This is a genomic window from Novosphingobium huizhouense (assembly GCF_020179475.1).
GTDB classification, from domain to species: domain Bacteria; phylum Pseudomonadota; class Alphaproteobacteria; order Sphingomonadales; family Sphingomonadaceae; genus Novosphingobium; species Novosphingobium huizhouense.
The window spans coordinates 58,101-74,253 of record NZ_JAILXZ010000006.1; the positions used below are offsets into that span (position 1 = coordinate 58,101).

General features: G+C 69.0%; 15 protein-coding genes and 1 other RNA gene. 7 read left to right on the forward strand and 9 right to left on the reverse strand.

What is annotated here, in order from left to right; genetic code table 11:
- From ndk to K3A85_RS17085, 5 genes are all read right to left on the reverse strand, one after another.
- Positions 1-423 carry a nucleoside-diphosphate kinase gene (ndk, locus tag K3A85_RS17065; RefSeq protein ID WP_225207713.1) on the reverse strand — a complete coding sequence of 141 codons (423 nt, stop codon included), beginning with the start codon at positions 421-423 and terminating at the stop codon, positions 1-3.
- An 88-nt stretch (positions 424-511) separates the two neighbouring features.
- Positions 512-955: a DNA polymerase III subunit chi gene (locus tag K3A85_RS17070; RefSeq protein ID WP_225207714.1), complete on the reverse strand. Its 444-nt coding sequence runs from the start codon at positions 953-955 to the stop codon at positions 512-514.
- A gap of 3 nt (positions 956-958) precedes the next feature.
- The gene (locus tag K3A85_RS17075) at positions 959-2,146 is read right to left on the reverse strand and encodes a M24 family metallopeptidase (RefSeq protein ID WP_225207715.1); all 1,188 of its coding nucleotides are present in this window, start codon (positions 2,144-2,146) and stop codon (positions 959-961) included.
- An 80-nt stretch (positions 2,147-2,226) separates the two neighbouring features.
- Entirely contained in the window at positions 2,227-2,370 is a 144-nt protein-coding gene (locus tag K3A85_RS17080) for a DUF2256 domain-containing protein (protein ID WP_263624931.1), read from the reverse strand.
- A gap of 19 nt (positions 2,371-2,389) precedes the next feature.
- Positions 2,390-3,850 carry a leucyl aminopeptidase gene (locus K3A85_RS17085; RefSeq protein WP_225207717.1) on the reverse strand — a complete coding sequence of 487 codons (1,461 nt, stop codon included), beginning with the start codon at positions 3,848-3,850 and terminating at the stop codon, positions 2,390-2,392.
- 116 nt (positions 3,851-3,966) lie between these two features.
- On the opposite strand from K3A85_RS17085, the gene K3A85_RS17090 reads away from it, so the two are divergent.
- The 4 genes from K3A85_RS17090 to rsmA all read left to right on the forward strand — a co-directional run bounded on the left by K3A85_RS17090 (position 3,967) and on the right by rsmA (position 9,740).
- Positions 3,967-6,264: an LPS-assembly protein LptD gene (locus K3A85_RS17090; protein WP_404822972.1), complete on the forward strand. Its 2,298-nt coding sequence runs from the start codon at positions 3,967-3,969 to the stop codon at positions 6,262-6,264.
- Between the two features lie 191 nt (positions 6,265-6,455).
- Positions 6,456-7,847 (forward strand): peptidylprolyl isomerase, encoded by a 1,392-nt coding sequence (locus tag K3A85_RS17095; protein WP_225207719.1) that lies wholly within the window; start codon positions 6,456-6,458, stop codon positions 7,845-7,847.
- Between the two features lie 43 nt (positions 7,848-7,890).
- A complete protein-coding gene (gene pdxA / locus K3A85_RS17100; RefSeq protein WP_225207720.1) occupies positions 7,891-8,907 on the forward strand; it encodes a 4-hydroxythreonine-4-phosphate dehydrogenase PdxA in 1,017 nt (338 codons plus the stop codon).
- On the forward strand, positions 8,904-9,740 hold the full coding sequence (gene rsmA, locus K3A85_RS17105) for a 16S rRNA (adenine(1518)-N(6)/adenine(1519)-N(6))-dimethyltransferase RsmA (protein WP_225207721.1): 837 nt from the start codon (positions 8,904-8,906) through the stop codon (positions 9,738-9,740). Before pdxA ends, rsmA begins: the two co-directional genes overlap by 4 nt.
- Here the strand turns inward: rsmA and K3A85_RS17110 are convergent.
- Complete coding sequence (locus K3A85_RS17110; RefSeq protein ID WP_225207722.1) at positions 9,737-9,955, reverse strand: DUF4287 domain-containing protein; 219 nt, start codon at positions 9,953-9,955, stop codon at positions 9,737-9,739. The genes rsmA and K3A85_RS17110 overlap by 4 nt on opposite strands.
- Positions 9,956-9,994: 39 nt before the next feature.
- Complete coding sequence (locus tag K3A85_RS17115; protein WP_225207723.1) at positions 9,995-12,121, reverse strand: malate synthase G; 2,127 nt, start codon at positions 12,119-12,121, stop codon at positions 9,995-9,997.
- Positions 12,122-12,310: 189 nt separating this feature from the next.
- Here K3A85_RS17115 and K3A85_RS17120 point away from each other — a divergent pair, with 189 nt between their 5' ends.
- The 3 genes from K3A85_RS17120 (at position 12,311) to K3A85_RS17130 (ending at position 14,981) form a co-directional block, all read left to right on the forward strand.
- Positions 12,311-13,516, forward strand: a complete 1,206-nt coding sequence (locus K3A85_RS17120) for a hydrolase (RefSeq protein WP_225207724.1) — start codon at positions 12,311-12,313, stop codon at positions 13,514-13,516.
- A gap of 7 nt (positions 13,517-13,523) precedes the next feature.
- On the forward strand, positions 13,524-14,561 hold the full coding sequence (locus tag K3A85_RS17125; protein ID WP_225207725.1) for an arginine N-succinyltransferase: 1,038 nt from the start codon (positions 13,524-13,526) through the stop codon (positions 14,559-14,561).
- A 165-nt stretch (positions 14,562-14,726) separates the two neighbouring features.
- Positions 14,727-14,981 carry a hypothetical protein gene (locus K3A85_RS17130; RefSeq protein WP_225207726.1) on the forward strand — a complete coding sequence of 85 codons (255 nt, stop codon included), beginning with the start codon at positions 14,727-14,729 and terminating at the stop codon, positions 14,979-14,981.
- Positions 14,982-15,105: 124 nt separating this feature from the next.
- On the opposite strand, the gene ssrA is transcribed toward K3A85_RS17130, so the two are convergent.
- Positions 15,106-15,472: a transfer-messenger RNA gene (gene ssrA, locus K3A85_RS17135) on the reverse strand.
- 71 nt (positions 15,473-15,543) lie between these two features.
- Positions 15,544-15,987 carry a large conductance mechanosensitive channel protein MscL gene (mscL, locus tag K3A85_RS17140; RefSeq protein WP_318248101.1) on the reverse strand — a complete coding sequence of 148 codons (444 nt, stop codon included), beginning with the start codon at positions 15,985-15,987 and terminating at the stop codon, positions 15,544-15,546.
- Positions 15,988-16,153: the final 166 nt, after the last annotated feature.

The window sequence follows — 16,153 nt, forward strand, 5'->3', positions numbered from 1 at the left end:
TCAGCCGACGATTTCTTCCGGCTTGAAGAAGAACGCGATCTCGATCGCGGCGTTCTCGTCCGAGTCCGACCCGTGGACCGAGTTCGCCTCGATCGATTCGGCGTAGGTCTTGCGGATGGTGCCTTCCTCGGCATTGGCCGGGTTGGTCGCGCCCATCACGTCGCGGTTGCGCTTCACCGCATCCTCGCCCTCGAGCACCTGGACCACGACCGGGCCCGAGATCATGAACTCGACGAGGTCGTTGAAGAACGGGCGCTCCTTGTGCACCGCGTAGAAGCCCTCGGCCTGTTCGCGGCTCATGTGGATGCGCTTCGAGGCGACGACGCGCAGGCCGGCTTCCTCGAGCATCTTGGTGACGCCGCCGGTCAGGTTGCGACGGGTCGCGTCGGGCTTGATGATCGAGAAGGTGCGGGTAACCGCCATGGGATGTTCCTTGCGAAATGTGGGGTGTTCTGGTTGCGCGCGCCCCTAGCCGGGTTTGTGCTGCATCGCAAGGCAGGCGCCGCCTGCATCATCCGCCGGGCTTGACCTCTTCCCAGCCCCGCTCCCCCTGGCGCCAGTAGCGCAAGTCGGCGCCTGCGCGTGCGCGCAATGTCCGCCAGGTCCCCCGCGCGTCGTCGATCTGCGCGGGCGGGAACAGCAGGAACGCCCGCTCCATCCCCTCCATCTCGCGAAAGTGTCCGTCGGCACAGGCCATGAACCGCGCCCCGTTCGCCGGCACCGGCTCGCTCGACAGCAGGATCGGCTGGCGCGCATCGTCCCTGCCGCCGGCGAAGCCATGCGCGAGAAAGCTCTCGGGCAGCCGGGTCCACAGCGCCTCGTCGATCCGCGCGAGCTGCGCCTCGTCCGACGAGACCACCAGCAGCCGCGCGCCCGCGCCCATCGCCGCGCGGGCGATCAACGGCAGCACGAACTCGGCCGGATCGCGGGTCAGCTGGTAGAAATCGACTCGCATCGCTCAGATCGGATCGTCGATCGAGCGGGCGAGCGGGGTGAACGGCCTCGGCCCGGCCTCGGTCATCACCCAGCAGTCCTCGAGGCGAATGCCGAACGCGCCGGGGATGTAGAGCCCCGGCTCGTTCGAGAAGCACATCCCGGGCGCGAGCGGCGTCTGGTCGCTGCCGACGAGATAGGGGCTCTCGTGCCCGTCCATGCCGATGCCGTGGCCGGCGCGGTGCGAAAGCCCGGGCAGCGCGAAGCCCGGGCCCCAGCCCTCCTTCTCGTAGAAGGCGCGCACCGCCGCATCGAGCGAGGCCACCGGCACCCCGGGGCGCGCCGCCGCGAACACCAGGTCCTGGCCCTGCCGCACCGTCTGCCACACCTTGCGCTGCCTGACGCTCGGCTCGCCGAAGACCCAGCTGCGCGAGATGTCGGACTGGTAGTCCTCCACCGTGCAGCCGCAGTCCATCAGGATGACAGAACCCTCGCGCACCGCCTGGGGCGTGCGCGAGCCGTGCGGATAGGCGCTCGCTTCGTTGAGCAGCACCATCGCGAATTCGCTGGTCGCGCCGGCCCGCGTGGTCGCGGCTTCCATCAGCGCGGAAATGTCGTGCGCGGTCATGCCGGCGCGCACCGCGCCATGGACCTCGCGCAGCGCGGCCAGGGTGATGTCGTTGGCGCTCTGCATCAGCGCCAGTTCGGCGGGCGACTTGAACCGGCGGCAGGCGTCGACCAGCGCCGCGCCCGACACCACGCGGAACGATCCTTCGCGTTGCAGACCCTCGACGATGAATTCGCGGGTCGTCTGCTCGACCGCGATTGCGCCCTGCCCGCCGGCCTCGCGCACGGCCCCGGCAATCAGCGCGAACGGGTTCCGGTCCTCGTGCCAGGTGCGGATCTCGGCGGGGACAGCCAGCGTCTCGCTCACCGACGGCGCTTCGAAGAACGGCGTGACGATGACCGCCTGCCCGCGCGCCGGGATCACCGCCGCGGTCACGCGCTCGGACCGCGACCAGCGGACCCCAGTGAAATAGACGAGGCTGCTGCCGCTTTCGACAAGCAGCGCGCCGATGCCCTGGCGCTGCATCAGGTCCTGCACCCTGGCGATGCGCGCCAGCCGCTCCGCGCGGGTGATCGGCTGCGGCTTGCCCGCCGCGCCCGGGCCGGCAGCGCCGGGACCTGCAGCACCCGGGCCTGCGGCACGCACCGCGGCGGGAGCGACGAGGGCGCTCGCGGCAATTGCGGTGGACGCTCCTGCCAGGACCGCCCTTCGGGACCATGCCGTCGTCATTCCGCCTTCCCCTTGCCGCTCCGGCAGCGGTCGGAACAGAACTTCACGTTGTCCCAGTCGCGCTCCCACTTCTTGCGCCAGGTAAACGGCAGGCCGCAGCCGGCGCAAGTCTTGGTCGGCAGGTCCGACTTGCGCCGCATCTTCGGCACGTGGCGGGCCTCAGGCTTCGAGCACGTCGCGCACGTAGCGGTCGAGCAGGCGCACGCCGAACCCGGTCGCGCCCTTGTCGTGGGTCGCCCCGGCCTTGTCGACCCAGACCGTGCCCGCGATGTCGAGGTGCGCCCAGGCCACGCCCTTGTCGACATAGCGCTGGAGGAACTGCGCCGCGGTGATCGAGCCGCCGTAGCGCGGGCCGACGTTCTTCATGTCGGCGATCGGGCTGTCGATCAGCTTGTCGTAGGCAGCGCCCAGCGGGAAGCGCCACAGGCTGTCGCCGCTCGCCTTGCCGGCGGCGTCGAGCTGGCTCGCCAGCAGGTCGTCGTTGCTGAACATGCCGGCATGCTCGTGGCCGAGCGAGATGATCATCGCGCCGGTCAGGGTGGCGAGGTCGACGATCGTCGCGGGGCTGTATTCCTTCTGCACCCAGGTCAGCGCATCGCACAGCACCAGGCGCCCTTCGGCGTCGGTGTTGATCACCTCGACCGTCTGGCCCGACATCGAGGTGACGACGTCGCCCGGGCGCTGGGCATTGCCATCGGGCATGTTCTCGACGAGGCCGCAGACGCCGATCACGTCGGCCTGCGCCTTGCGCCTGGCGAGCGCGAGCATGGTCCCGGCAACCGCACCGGCGCCGCCCATGTCCCACTTCATGTCTTCCATGCCGGCGGCGGGCTTGATCGAGATGCCGCCGGTGTCGAAGGTCACGCCCTTGCCGACGAACGCGGTCGGGCGTGCGCCCGCCTTGCCCTTCCAGCGCATCGCCAGCAGGCGCGGCTCGCGCACCGAACCCTGCGCGACGCCAAGCAGCGCGCCCATGCCGAGCGCGGTCATTTCCTCCTTGCCCAGCACGACGATCTCGATGCCCGTGCCTTCGAGCCGGGCGCGGCAGCGTTCGACGAAGCTTTCGGGGTAGATCACGTTGGCGGGCTCGGTCACCAGTTCGCGGGTGAACTCCACGCCTTCGGCGATCGCGCTTTCGATCTCCCAGGCAGCCTCGGCGCCGGCGGGCGCGCCGAGCGCGACGATCGTGGCAAGGCTCGCCTTCTGGTCGTCCTTCAACCTGGTGCGATAGACATCGTGGCGCCAGCCGCGCAGCCGTGCGCCGAGCAGCACTGCCGCGGCCTCCTCGGCCGAGAGGCCGCTGTCGGCGAAGTCGATCGCCAGCGCAGGCTCGCCCGAGGTGAGGTACTTCGCGGTCAGCGCGCCACCGGCCTTCTCGAGCGTGGCGATGCGGTCCTTGGCGCCGGGCTCGCCGATGCCGGCAAGCGCATGGCGCACCGTCGCGCCGCCTTCGCCCGCAGCGAAGAACTCGAACACCTGACCGCTCTTGCCGGTGAAGCGCTGCGCTTCGGCGGCCGCACGGGTGACCGCGTCGCAGTCGGCGGGCAGCGCGCCTTCCGCCACCAGGCGGGCAACGAGGCGGGGGCGCTCCGCGCCGGTCTTGCCGAATTCTACGATCATCGTCGGATAGCTCCTGTCGGGTCCACGCGCGGCCCGGCGCGGCGACGAGGCAACACGCGGGAAGATGCGCAATTGTTGGTTTGCAGTTAGGGCCCGCCGATGCGATAGGCAAGCGCATGCAACCCGCCCCGCGGCCGCTGCCGCAAGCCTTCTCCCGACGCTTGCGTGCACGCCGTTTGGCCGCAAGCACTTCTCTTTTCCCGCTTTTCGCCGCCGGGCTGCTCGCTATGCCTTCCGGGGCAAGCGCGCAGGATGCGATGCCGATCGCGCCCGCGCAGGCCCCGGCCGCGACTGGCGCGCCGGCGCAGGAGGAAATCCGCTTCGAGGCCGACAAGGTCCAGTACCTCAACGATTCGGACCGGGTCACCGCCACCGGCAGCGTCGTGCTGCGGCGCGCGAGCCAGACCGTGCGCGCCGACACGGTGACGTGGGACCGCAAGACCGGCAAGATCGAGGCCGAGGGCAACATCCGCTTCGTCGACCAGGACGGCAACGTCCTCTACACCGACAAGGTCGAGCTGACCGAGGAACTCAAGGCCGGCGCGATCGAGGACATGCTGCTCGTCCTGCGCGAAGGCGGCCGGCTGGCCGCACGCAGCGGCGAGCGTGACGACAAGGGCAACATCGTCCTCCACGACGCCGCCTACTCGGGCTGCGGGGTCGAGGACGACGACGGCTGCCCCAAGCACCCGAGCTGGGAAATCACCGCAGTGCGCGTCTATTTCGACGCGGCCGACAAGCGGGTGAAGTACAAGGGCGCCACGCTGCACATGTTCGGCGTGCCGATCCTGCCGCTGCCGGGGCTCGGCCACACCAGCGATTTCCGCGCCGAAACCGGCCTGCTGATCCCCGACCTGCGCCTCGGCGCGTCGAACGGGGTCGAACTGTCGGACACCTGGTACTGGCGCATCGCCGACAACAAGGACCTCGCGCTTACCGGCTTCGTCTATACCGGCGCCTTGCCGATGATCTCGGCGCGCTATCGCCAGCTGATGGACATCGGCGCGTTCCAGGTCACTGGCTACCTGACCCGCAGCGCGGTGGTGCCGATGGTCGACGCCAACGGCGATCCGGTCTCGGGCAACCAGCAGTTCCGCGGCTATATCGAGGCCAACGGACGGCTGCAGTTCTCGCCCACCTGGAGCCTTACCGCTTACGGCCGCTACGCCAGCGACCGCACCTTCCTGCGCCGCTACGACATCAGCCGCGACGATCGCCTGCGCTCGTCGGTCAACCTCGAGCGGATCGACAACGACAGCTACTTCAGTCTCGCCGGGTGGGCGATCCAGACGCTCCGCCTGGGCGACACCCAGGGCCAGATGCCGATCGCGCTGCCGAGCCTCGAGTACCGCCGCCGCGTGCAGGCGCCGCTCGGCAAGTTCGAATTCGAGGTGAACACCCTCGCCATCACCCGCACCCAGGGACAGGACACCCAGCGCGCCTTCGCCCGCGCGCAGTGGGACTTGCGCACGATCACCGGGCTCGGCCAGGAGGTGACCTTCACCGTGCTCGGGCGCGGCGATGTCTACCACAGCGCGCAGAACGACCTGACCTCGACGCTGATCTATCGCGGCACGCCTGGGTGGCAGGCGCGGGCCATCGCCACCGCTGCGCTCGACGTGAAGTGGCCGCTGGTCGGCGCGACGCTTTCGGGGACCCAGGTGCTCACCCCGCGCTTCCAGATCGTCGCCACGCCGCACGTGCGCAACCTGTCGATCCCGAACGAGGATTCGCGAGCCACCGACCTCGAGGACGCCAACCTGTTCTCGCTCAACCGCTTCCCCGGCTACGACCGGATCGAGGACGGGCTGCGCTTCACCTACGGGTTCGACTACCAGCTGAACCGCCCGGGCTGGCGCTTCTCGACCACGATCGGGCAGAGCTACCGCCTGTCGACCGACCGCACCCTGCTGCCCGAGGGCACCGGCCTGTCGAACCGCCTGTCGGACATCGTCGGCCGCACCGACATCCGCTTCCGCGACGTCGTCCAGCTGACCCACCGCTTCCGCCTCGACAAGTCGAGCTTCGCGCTGCGCCGCAACGAGTTCGACGCGACCATCGGCGGCCATCGCACTTATGTCGAAGTCGGCTACCTCAAGCTCAACCGCAACATCGACACGAGCTTCGAGGACCTGCGCGACCGCGAGGAACTGCGCCTCGCCGGGCGCGCCGCCTTCGCCAGGTACTGGTCGGCCTTCGCCTCGGCAGTGGTCAACCTGACCGACCGCAGCGAGGACCCGACGCAGCTGTCCGACGGCTTCCAGATGCTGCGCCACCGGCTCGGCATCGCCTATACCGACGATTGCCTCGACCTCGCCTTCACCTGGCGGCGCGACTACGTCACCACCGGCGACGCGACCAAGGGCAACAGCTACCTCATCAGCCTCTCGCTCAAGAACCTCGGGGTGAAGTGAGCGCGCCGGACGGGCGCCCTTCGCCACCCCCGCTTATCCTGCGGTTTGGCTTTGCAGGCCGTTGCCAACGGGCTATCGCGCCGTCTATCCGGGCTGCACTCAGCTTTGGTTCAGCAGACGGAGCCGATCTGCGGGCGAAACGGTCGAGCGCAGCAAACCCTGCGCTCCTTCGACAGGATGTTGCGATTGCCATGAAGCGTAGTTCCCGCATTGAGCACCGGAGCGGCTCGCGCCGGTTCGGCAAGTCCCTCGTTCTCCTCGGCCTTGCCGCGACCGTTGCCGCCCCGATCGCCTCCGGCGTCGCGCAGGCGCAGGCGGGGGCACAGGCCGCCGATGCGAGCGGCGCGCTCAACATTCCGCAGAACCCGCGCATCTTCGGCAAGAGCGATCCCAACGTCCGCCGCGCCACGGCCGTGGTCAACGGCGAGATCATCACCGGCACCGACATCGACCAGCGCCTCGCGCTGATCATCAACGCCAATGGCGGCAAGGTCCCGCCAGAGGAAATGGACCGCCTGCGCCTGCAGGTCCTGCGCAACCTGATCGACGAAACGCTGCAGATCCAGGAAGCCAAGGCCGCCGACATCGACGTCGGCGACGACGAGGTCATGGAAACCTACACCCGCGTCGCCTCGCAGAACTTCGGCAAGGACGTCGCCTCGCTCGACAAGTACCTCGCCGGCATCGGCTCCTCGTCGGCCTCGCTCAAGCGCCAGATCAAGGGCGAGCTCGCCTGGCAGCGCCTGCTGCGCCGCAACGTCCAGCCCTTCATCAACGTCTCCGACGAAGAAGTGAAGGAAGTGATGGATCGCCTCAACGCGGCCAAGGGCACCGAGGAATACCGCATCGGCGAAATCTACCTCTCGGCCAACGACCAGAACCGCGCCCAGGTCGAGGCCAACGCCAACAAGATCATGGAGCAGCTCAAGCAGGGCGGCTCGTTCGTCGCCTATGCCCGGCAGTTCTCCGAGGCCTCGACCGCGGCGGTCGGCGGCGATCTCGGCTGGATCAAGCTGGCGCAGCTGCCCGGCGAGCTTGCCAGCGTTGCCGCGACGATGTCGGCGGGCCAGCTCACCGGCCCGGTGGCGGTCAGCGGCGGCTATTCGATCCTCTACCTGATCGACAAGCGCCAGGTGCTCACCGCCGATCCGCGCGATGCGCTGCTTAGCCTCAAGCAGATCTCGATCAGCTTCCCCAAGGGCATCGCCGAAAAGGACGCGACCGCCCGCGCCGCCACCTTCGCCGCGGCGGTCAAGGCGATCCGCGGCTGCGGCGAGGCGGAAAGCGCCGCGACCAAGCTGGGTGCGACGCTCGTCGCCAACGACCAGATCAAGGCGCGCGACCTGCCGCCGGCGCTGCAGGACATGCTGCTCAAGCTCTCGATCGGCGAGGCCACCGCCCCGTTCGGCTCGATCGAGGACGGCGTGCGCGTGCTGCTGCTGTGCGGCCGCGACGATCCCAAGCAGGCCGCTGGCCCCAACTTCGACCAGCTGCAGGCGCAGATGGAGGACGAGCGCGTCAACAAGCGCGCGCAGACCTACCTGCGCGACCTGCGCCGCGACGCGGTGATCGAGTACGACTGATCCTGCCCTTCCCGCCGGCGCCGATCGGCGCTAGGCCGAAGCGATGATCCAGCCGTCCAGCCCGCATCCGCTGGCCCTGACCATCGGCGATCCCGCCGGGGTGGGCCCCGAACTCGCCTGCGCGGCCTGGGCGCTCAGCGGCACCGCGGCGCTGCCGCCGTTCTTCGTGGTCGGTTCCAAGCGCGTGCTGGAAAAGGCGGCGCGGCGGCGCGGCCTGCACCTGAAGGTGCGCGCGATCACCGCCCCGCACGAAGCCGCCGCGATCTTCCCGAACGCGCTTCCGGTGCTCGATCTCGGCGATGCCGACTACACCCCCGGCGCACCGGACGACGAAGGCGCGCGGCTCGCGCTCGCAGCGCTCGAACAGGCGGCGCGGCTGGTCCGCGAAGGCCACGCCGGCGCGCTCGTCACCGGACCGGTGGCCAAGAGCCGCCTCGCCCGCGTCGGCTTCGACCATCCGGGACAGACCGAATTCGTCGCCGCGGCCTGCGGCGTTGCGGCAGACGATGCCGTGATGATGCTCGCCGGGCCGAGCCTCAAGGTGGTGCCGGTCACCGTCCACGTCGCGCTCGCCGCGGTCCCCGGGCTGCTCTCGGCCGAACGCGTCGCCCGGCGGAGCATGATCGCCGCGCAGGCGCTGGCGCAGGACTTCGGCATCGCCGCCCCGCGCCTCGCGGTCGCCGGGCTCAATCCCCACGCCGGCGAGGACGGCCGCATGGGATCGGAAGACGCCGCCGTGATCGCGCCCGCCGTCGCGGCGCTGCAGGCGCAGGGGATCGATGCGCGCGGTCCCCTGCCCGCCGACACGATGTTCCACGCCGCGGCGCGCGCGACCTACGACGTCGCCATCTGCATGTACCACGATCAGGCGCTGATCCCGATCAAGGCGCTCGATTTCGACGAGGGCGTCAACGTCACGCTCGGCCTGCCGATCGTGCGCACCTCGCCCGACCACGGGACCGCCTTCGCCATTGCCGGCACCGGCGCCGCGCGCCCCGGGGCGACGCTGGCCGCGCTCCGCATGGCGGGCGAATGCGCCGCGCGCCGGAGCGCCGCATGACCGAGCTTCCCGCCCTCCCGCCGCTGCGCGATGTGGTCAACCGTCACGGGCTGATCGCATCGAAGGCGCTCGGCCAGAACTTCCTGTTCGACGAACAGTTGCTCGACCGGATCGCCACCGTGCCGGGCAGGCTCGCCGGGCAGAACGTGCTCGAAGTCGGCCCCGGCCCCGGGGGCCTCACCCGCGCGCTGCTGCGCGCCGGCGCCAATGTCACCGCGATCGAGATGGACAAGCGCTGCCTGCCCGCGCTCGCCGAACTGGCCGAGGCGTTCCCGGGCCAGCTGCGCGTGATCGAAGGCGACGCCACCAGGATCGACCCCGCCACGCTGTTCGACGAACCGTGGCACGTCGCCGCGAACCTGCCGTACAACGTCGGCACGCTGCTGTTCACCGGCTGGCTTTCGGGCCAGGCCTGGCCGCCGCAGTGGCGCTCGCTGACGCTGATGTTCCAGCTCGAGGTCGCCGAACGCATCGTCGCGCGCCCCGGCAGCGACGCCTATGGCCGGCTCGCGGTGCTCGCGCAGTGGCGCAGCCTGCCCCGCATCGCGATGAAGGTGCATCGCAGCGCCTTCACCCCGCCGCCCAAGGTCATGTCCGCGATCGTCCACGTCGAACCCAGCGCGATGCCCGAAGGCGTTTCGGCGCGCATGCTCGAGCGCGTCACCGAAGCCGCCTTCGGCCAGCGCCGCAAGATGCTGCGCCAGTCGCTCAAGGGCCTGCCCGGCGCGCTCGATGCGCTCGATGCGCTCGGCATCGATCCGCAACGCCGCGCCGAAACGCTCGACGTCGCCGAATTCGTCGCGATCGCGCGGGCGCTGACGCGCGAGGCCTAGCCGGCGGGCTTGTCCTCGGCCAGCGTATGCGCGACGATCGCGTTGGCGTGGCCATGGCCCATGCCGTGCCGCTCCTTCAGCATCGCCACCAGTTCCATGTGCCGCGCCGGATAGCCCGCGCGCACCAGCGCCTTCCATTCCGCAATCGGCTTGCCGTACGTCTTCTCGATCGAAGGAAAGTACGATGCCGGGCCGGTGACCTTGGGTTCGCTCATGGTGCGCAAGGCAACCATGGCGAACCCCCGGCTGTCAACTCATGCCGGTTCGGCCACCTTCAGCGCCGCCTTCTTCTTCAGGCGCCAGGCGTGCAGCAGCGGCTCGGTATAGCCGTTGGGCTGCTCCACGCCCTTGAACACCAGATCGCAGGCCGCGCGGAAGGCAAAGCTGGTGTCCCAGTTGCCGGCCATCGGCTCGTAGAGCGCATCGCCTTCGTTCTGCGCATCGACCTTGGCCGCCATGCGCTTGAGGCTGTCCATCACCTGGCTCTCGCTGGCCACGCCGTGGAGCAGCCAGTTGGCGATGTGCTGGCTCGAAATACGCAGCGTCGCGCGGTCTTCCATCAGGCCCACGTCGTTGATGTCGGGCACCTTGGAGCAGCCGACGCCCTGGTCGATCCAGCGCACGACGTAGCCCAGCAGCCCTTGCGCATTGTTGTCGAGTTCCTCGGCGACCTCGGCTTCGGACCAGTTGGTCCCCTCAGCCAGCGGGATCGCCAGCAGCGCGTCGAGCCCCGGCGTCGGCTCCTGCGCGATGTCACCGCGCAAGCCGAACACGTCGACCTGGTGGTAGTGCGTCGCGTGGAGCGTTGCCGCCGTTGGCGAAGGCACCCAGGCGGTGTTGGCACCGGTCTTGGGATGCCCGATCTTCTGCTCCATCATGTCGCGCATCATGTCGGGCGCGGCCCACATGCCCTTGCCGATCTGCGCCTTGCCCGAAAGCCCATGGGTCAGCCCGATCGAGACGTTGCGCTTCTCGTAGGCCGCGATCCAGCCCGAGCCCTTGATCGCGCCCTTGCGGATCATCGCCCCTGCGCGCATCGAGGTGTGGATCTCGTCGCCCGTGCGGTCGAGGAAGCCGGTGTTGATGAAGACGATGCGGTCCTTCACCGCCGCAATGCAGGCGGCGAGGTTGGCGCTGGTGCGGCGCTCCTCGTCCATCACGCCGACCTTGACCGTGTGGCGCGCGAGGCCGAGCAGGTCCTCGACCGCGTCGAACAGGTCGTTGGCGAAGGCCGCTTCCTCGGGCCCGTGCATCTTGGGCTTGACGATGTAGATGCTGCCCGCCCGGCTGTTGCGATAGCGGCCCAGCCCCTTGAGGTCGTGCATGGCAATCGCCGAGGTGATCACCGCGTCCATGATCCCTTCGGGGATTTCCGAACCATCGGCCAGCAGGATCGCCGGGTTGGTCATCAGGTGGCCGACATTGCGCACGAACAGCAGCGAGCGGCCCGGCAGGGTCAGGTCCGCGCCGTCTTCGCCCGTCCAGGTGCGATCGGCATCGAGCGTGCGGGTCATCGTCCGCCCGCCCTTCTGGAAGCTCGCTTCCAGGTCGCCACGCATCAGGCCGAGCCAGTTGGCATAGGCCGCGACCTTGTCCTCTGCATCGACCGCCGCGACCGAATCCTCCAGATCGACGATCGTCGTCAGCGCCGCCTCGAGCACGATGTCGGCGATGCCCGCCTTGTCGGTGCGGCCGACGTTGTGGTCGCGGTCGATCACCAGTTCGATGTGCAGTCCGTTGTGGCGGAACAGCAGCCCGCCGTCGCGACGCGCGACGAAGGCCGCCGGATCGGCAAGCGCCGGAAGGTCGCCGCCGTCCCAGTCGGCCCAGCTTCCTTGGGCGAGCGGGATCGCCCCGTCGAGGAAGCGACGGCCCGCGGCGATCACCGCCGCGCCGCGCACCTCGTCATAGCCGCCCGGCCGCGCCGGTTCGGCATCGAGCGCGTCGGTGCCGTAGAAGGCATCGTAGAGGCTGCCCCAGCGCGCATTGGCGGCGTTGAGCACGAAGCGGTCGTTGAGCACCGGCACGACCAGCTGCGGCCCGGCCATCGTCGCGATCTCGGGATCGACGTTCTGCGTGCCGATCAGGAAGTCCCCGGGCTCGGGCACCAGGTACCCGATCTCTTCGAGGAAGGCACGATATTCGGCCGGATCCAGCGGCTTGCCGGCGCGCGCGGCGTGCCACGCATCGATCTGTTCCTGCAGATGATCCCGCTTCGCCAGAAGCGCGCGGTTGACCGGCACCAGGCGATCGCACAGCGCCGCGAAGCCCGCCCAGAATCCGGCGGGCGCAATGCCCAGCGGGCCGAGCACGCGCTGGTCGACGAAATCCGCAAGCAGGCGATCAACCTGGAGGCCGCTCAGCGTGACGCGATCGTTCATGACAGTCCAACTTCCCATTCGCTTCGAACAACAACACCGGCGGTCCATGCACGGGCATGGCGCGCCACTCGGAATCGACGATCCTGGGGAGGACGGGACCAGCCTATGGACGAACCGTCGCGCGGTTGCAACCTGACCGCGGCAGCCACGGGGTTCACCCTTCCCGGATCTGGCGCTAGACGGTTGCCGATGAAACAGCTTTCGCGCAACGAACAGGCCCTGCTCGACCGGATCGACGCCGGCGCCATGCTGCCCCGCGTCGAGCGCTGGTGCGCGATCAACACCGGCACGCGCAATCTTGCCGGGCTCGCCGAACAGGCCTCGCTGCTCGCCGATGCCTTTGCCGCGCTGCCGGGCGAAGTGCGGCTGGTCGAGCCCGGTCCGGTCGAGGCCGTCGCGCCCGACGGCGCGCGCCTCGCGCTCGACCACGGCCGCCACCTCGTCCTCTCGGTTCGCCCCGAAGCCGGCCGCCGCTACCTGCTGACCGGGCACATGGACACCGTCTATCCCGCCGACCATCCGTTCCAGGCGCTGACCTGGCTCGAGGACGGCGTCCTCGGCGGCCCCGGCGTTGCCGACATGAAGGGCGGCATCGCGGTGATCCTCGCCGCGCTCGCCGCGTTCGAGCATAGCGCCGCCGCGCGCGACGTCGGCTACGACGTGATGATCAATTCCGACGAGGAGACCGGCAGCCTCGCTTCGGCGCCGCTGATCGCGCAGCTCGCCGCGGGCAAGGCCGCCGCGCTCACTTACGAGCCGTCCGCCCTTCCCGACGGCACCCTCGCCGGCGCGCGCCCGGGCAGCGGCAACTACAGCGCGATCGTCACCGGCCGCAGCGCCCATGCCGGGCGCAACCCGCAGGACGGCCGCAACGCGATCCTCGCCGCGGCGGCGCTGGCGCTCGCACTGCGCGACGCGGTGCGCGAGGGGCTGTCGATCAACCCCGCGCGGATCGACGGCGGAAGCGCCAACAACGTCGTGCCCGATCACGCGATCCTGCGCTTCAACGTGCGGCCGCGCACGCCCGAGCTGGCCGAGGAATTCGCCCGCGACCTCGCCCGCATGATCGCCGGGATCGAAGCCGCGCACGAAGTCTCGATCCACCTGCATGGCGCCGTCACCCGGCCCCCCAAGCCGCTGGACGAAAAGGCCGAGGCGCTGTTCGGCCTCGTGCGCGAATGCGGCGCGGCGCTGGGCCAGCCGATCCGCTGGCAGGCGGCAGGCGGGGTCTGCGACGGCAACAACATCGCCGCCATGGGTGTCCCGGTGGTGGACACGATGGGCGTGCGCGGCGGCGCGATCCACTCGCCCGCAGAATACCTGATCACGGCCTCGCTGGCCGAACGCGCGGCGCTCTCGGCGCTCGTGCTGCACCGACTTTCCGGAGGGGAATAAGCATACCATGACGCATCGCATCCGTGCCGCACGGCTCGACGACCTGCAGCATCTCTACGAGATGGCCAAGCTGACGGGCGGCGGCTTCACCAACCTGCCGCCCGACCGCAAGGCGCTCACCGCCAAGCTCGAGCGCTCGGCCGCGGCCTACGCCAACCTCGAGGAAGGCGATCCCAAGTCGGACCGCGACGAATTGTTCGTGCTGGTGCTCGAGGACATCGCCACCGGCGAGGTGCGCGGCACGTCGCAGATCTTCACCCGCGTCGGCCAGCAGTGGCCGTTCTATTCCTACCGCATCGCCACGCTCACCCAGCATTCCAAGGAACTGAACCGCACCTTCCGGGCAGAGATGCTCAATCTCGTCACCGATCTCGAAGGGTCGAGCGAAGTCGGCGGCCTGTTCCTCCACCCCTCCGAACGCGCCGGCGGCCTCGGTATGCTGCTCGCGCGCAGCCGCTACCTGTTCGTCGCGATGCACCGCAAGCGCTTCTCCGACCGCATCCTCGCCGAACTGCGCGGGGTGATCGACGAGCGCGGCGGCTCGCCGTTCTGGGACGGCGTCGCCGGGCGCTTCTTCGGGATGAACTTCCAGGAAGCCGACTACTTCAACGCGATCAACGGCCACCAGTTTATCGCCGACCTGATGCCCAAGCATCCGGTCTATATCGCCATGCTGCCCGAGACCGCGCGCAGCGCGATCGGCCTGCCCCACCCCTCGGGCCGCGCCGCGATGCGCATGCTCGAGGAAGAAGGCTTCGCGCACGAGGGCTATGTCGACATCTTCGACGGCGGCCCGACGATGACCGCGCGCACCGACCGGGTCGAATCGATCTGCAATGCAAAGCCCGCGGTCGTTGCGCGCATCCGCGCGCCCGAAGGGAGCGGCCCTGCGCGCAAGGCGCTGGTTGCCGCCGGCCGGCTTGCCGATTTCCGCTGCTGCTTCGCCGAAGTCGGCGAGGACGAAACCGGGTTCGTTCTGGATCCGATTGCCGCGGCGGGACTGGGTGTCGGCGAGGGCGACACCGTCTGGCACGTGCGTCGCTAGGGTCGGAACGGCGGGCTTCCATCGTCGTTGTGGGGGCGATGGCGCGGGCGGCTCAGGCCTCTGTCGCCATCCCTTACAGTGAAAATGGCGTTAACCAAAGGCTGGTGCGGAAATCTGCGTCTGGCATAAAGGTTGCGGATGGAGTCTCCAGCAAGAGGACCCACGATGCTCGGCAAGATCGCAAGCCTGTTCCTGATCAAGTCCCGCTTCGAAGCCTTTGCGATCATCTACGCGCTGGCGCTGGGCGCGGTCGAGCGCGGCCATGTCTATCTCGGCCAGTATCCCGGATTCGGCGGCAAGCTGCTGTTCCTAGCCTGCACCGGCGCAGTGTTCATGGCCGGCGCCAAGATTCTCGACGCGCTGCGCTACGAGCAGGCGCAAAAGCAGCGCGAGCGCAAGCGCCTGGCGGAAGAAGCCTGAAAAGGGAAGGAGCGCGTTTCTGTTGCCAGGCTCGCGCGCCTTCACCGACGGGGGGCGGAGCGAGCGAGCCCACAGGTCTGCGCGGAGTGGGGCGATTCTGTTGCTAGGCTCGCCCCGGGCCCCCGGTTTCCGATTCTGTTACCCGGTTCGGTCCGAACCGTGCTCCAACTTTGTAAGATCAGGCCGTTAGGCCGTCAGATTACGCCGCGAGAGCAAGTGCTTCGTTGTCGTTGGCACTTGTGAGTTTTGAGCCTTGAACGGGTTACTCAGCCCGGGCGAAAACAGCGCTTTTCAACACACGTCGATCCTAGTTCGGCCCCATCAACACCCTTGCGACAACAAGGCCCGGCCTGTCTCAGCCGGTGGTGATGGTGGAGCCGCCGGGTACCGCCCCCGGGTCCGCTGCGCCTATTGCACGCCGCAGTTTATCGCCATAGCCGGTCGAAACCGGCATCGACCCATATAGGCGGCCCGCGCCAAATGAAAAGGGGCGACCGGTCCGCTGCCCCCCACTGCGTCCGCTTCGCCTGAAGCCGCGTCCGCTTCTGTCGCAGCTGGACCGTCAGCCCTTCGCCCTGAGCGCGTCGCGGATCTCGGCCAGCAGTTCGATCTCGGTCGGCCCCGCAGGCGCCGCGGGGGCCTCGTCTTTGGGCTTTTCGAGCAGGCGGTTGGCCGCCTTGACGATCAGGAAGATGATGAAGGCGACGATCAGGAAATTGACGCCCTGGGTGATGAAGTCGCCATAGCCGATCATCGGCACGCCCGCCGCCTTGAGCTGGGCATAGTTGGCGGGGTCGCCCTTGTAGTCCGCCGGGATTGGGCCGAGCCGCACGAAATAGCGGGTGAAGTCGACGCCGCCGGTGATGAAGCCGACCACCGGCATGATCACGCTTTCGGTCAGCGAGGTGACGATCTTGCCGAACGCGCCGCCGATGATCACGCCGACCGCCAAGTCGAGCACGTTGCCGCGCGCGATGAAAGTCTTGAATTCCTGCATCATGCCCATGACCCGTCGTTCCCCTTCGGTCATTGTCGTTCCAACTCCTTGGTTGCCATCGGCGCGCCAACGCGACAAGCCGGATCAGGTTGCAGATCGGACCCCGGCGCGGCGCGTGACGTTTCGTGTCGTCCCTTGAACGCCCTTCGCACCGCGCTACATTGCCCGCCGATGC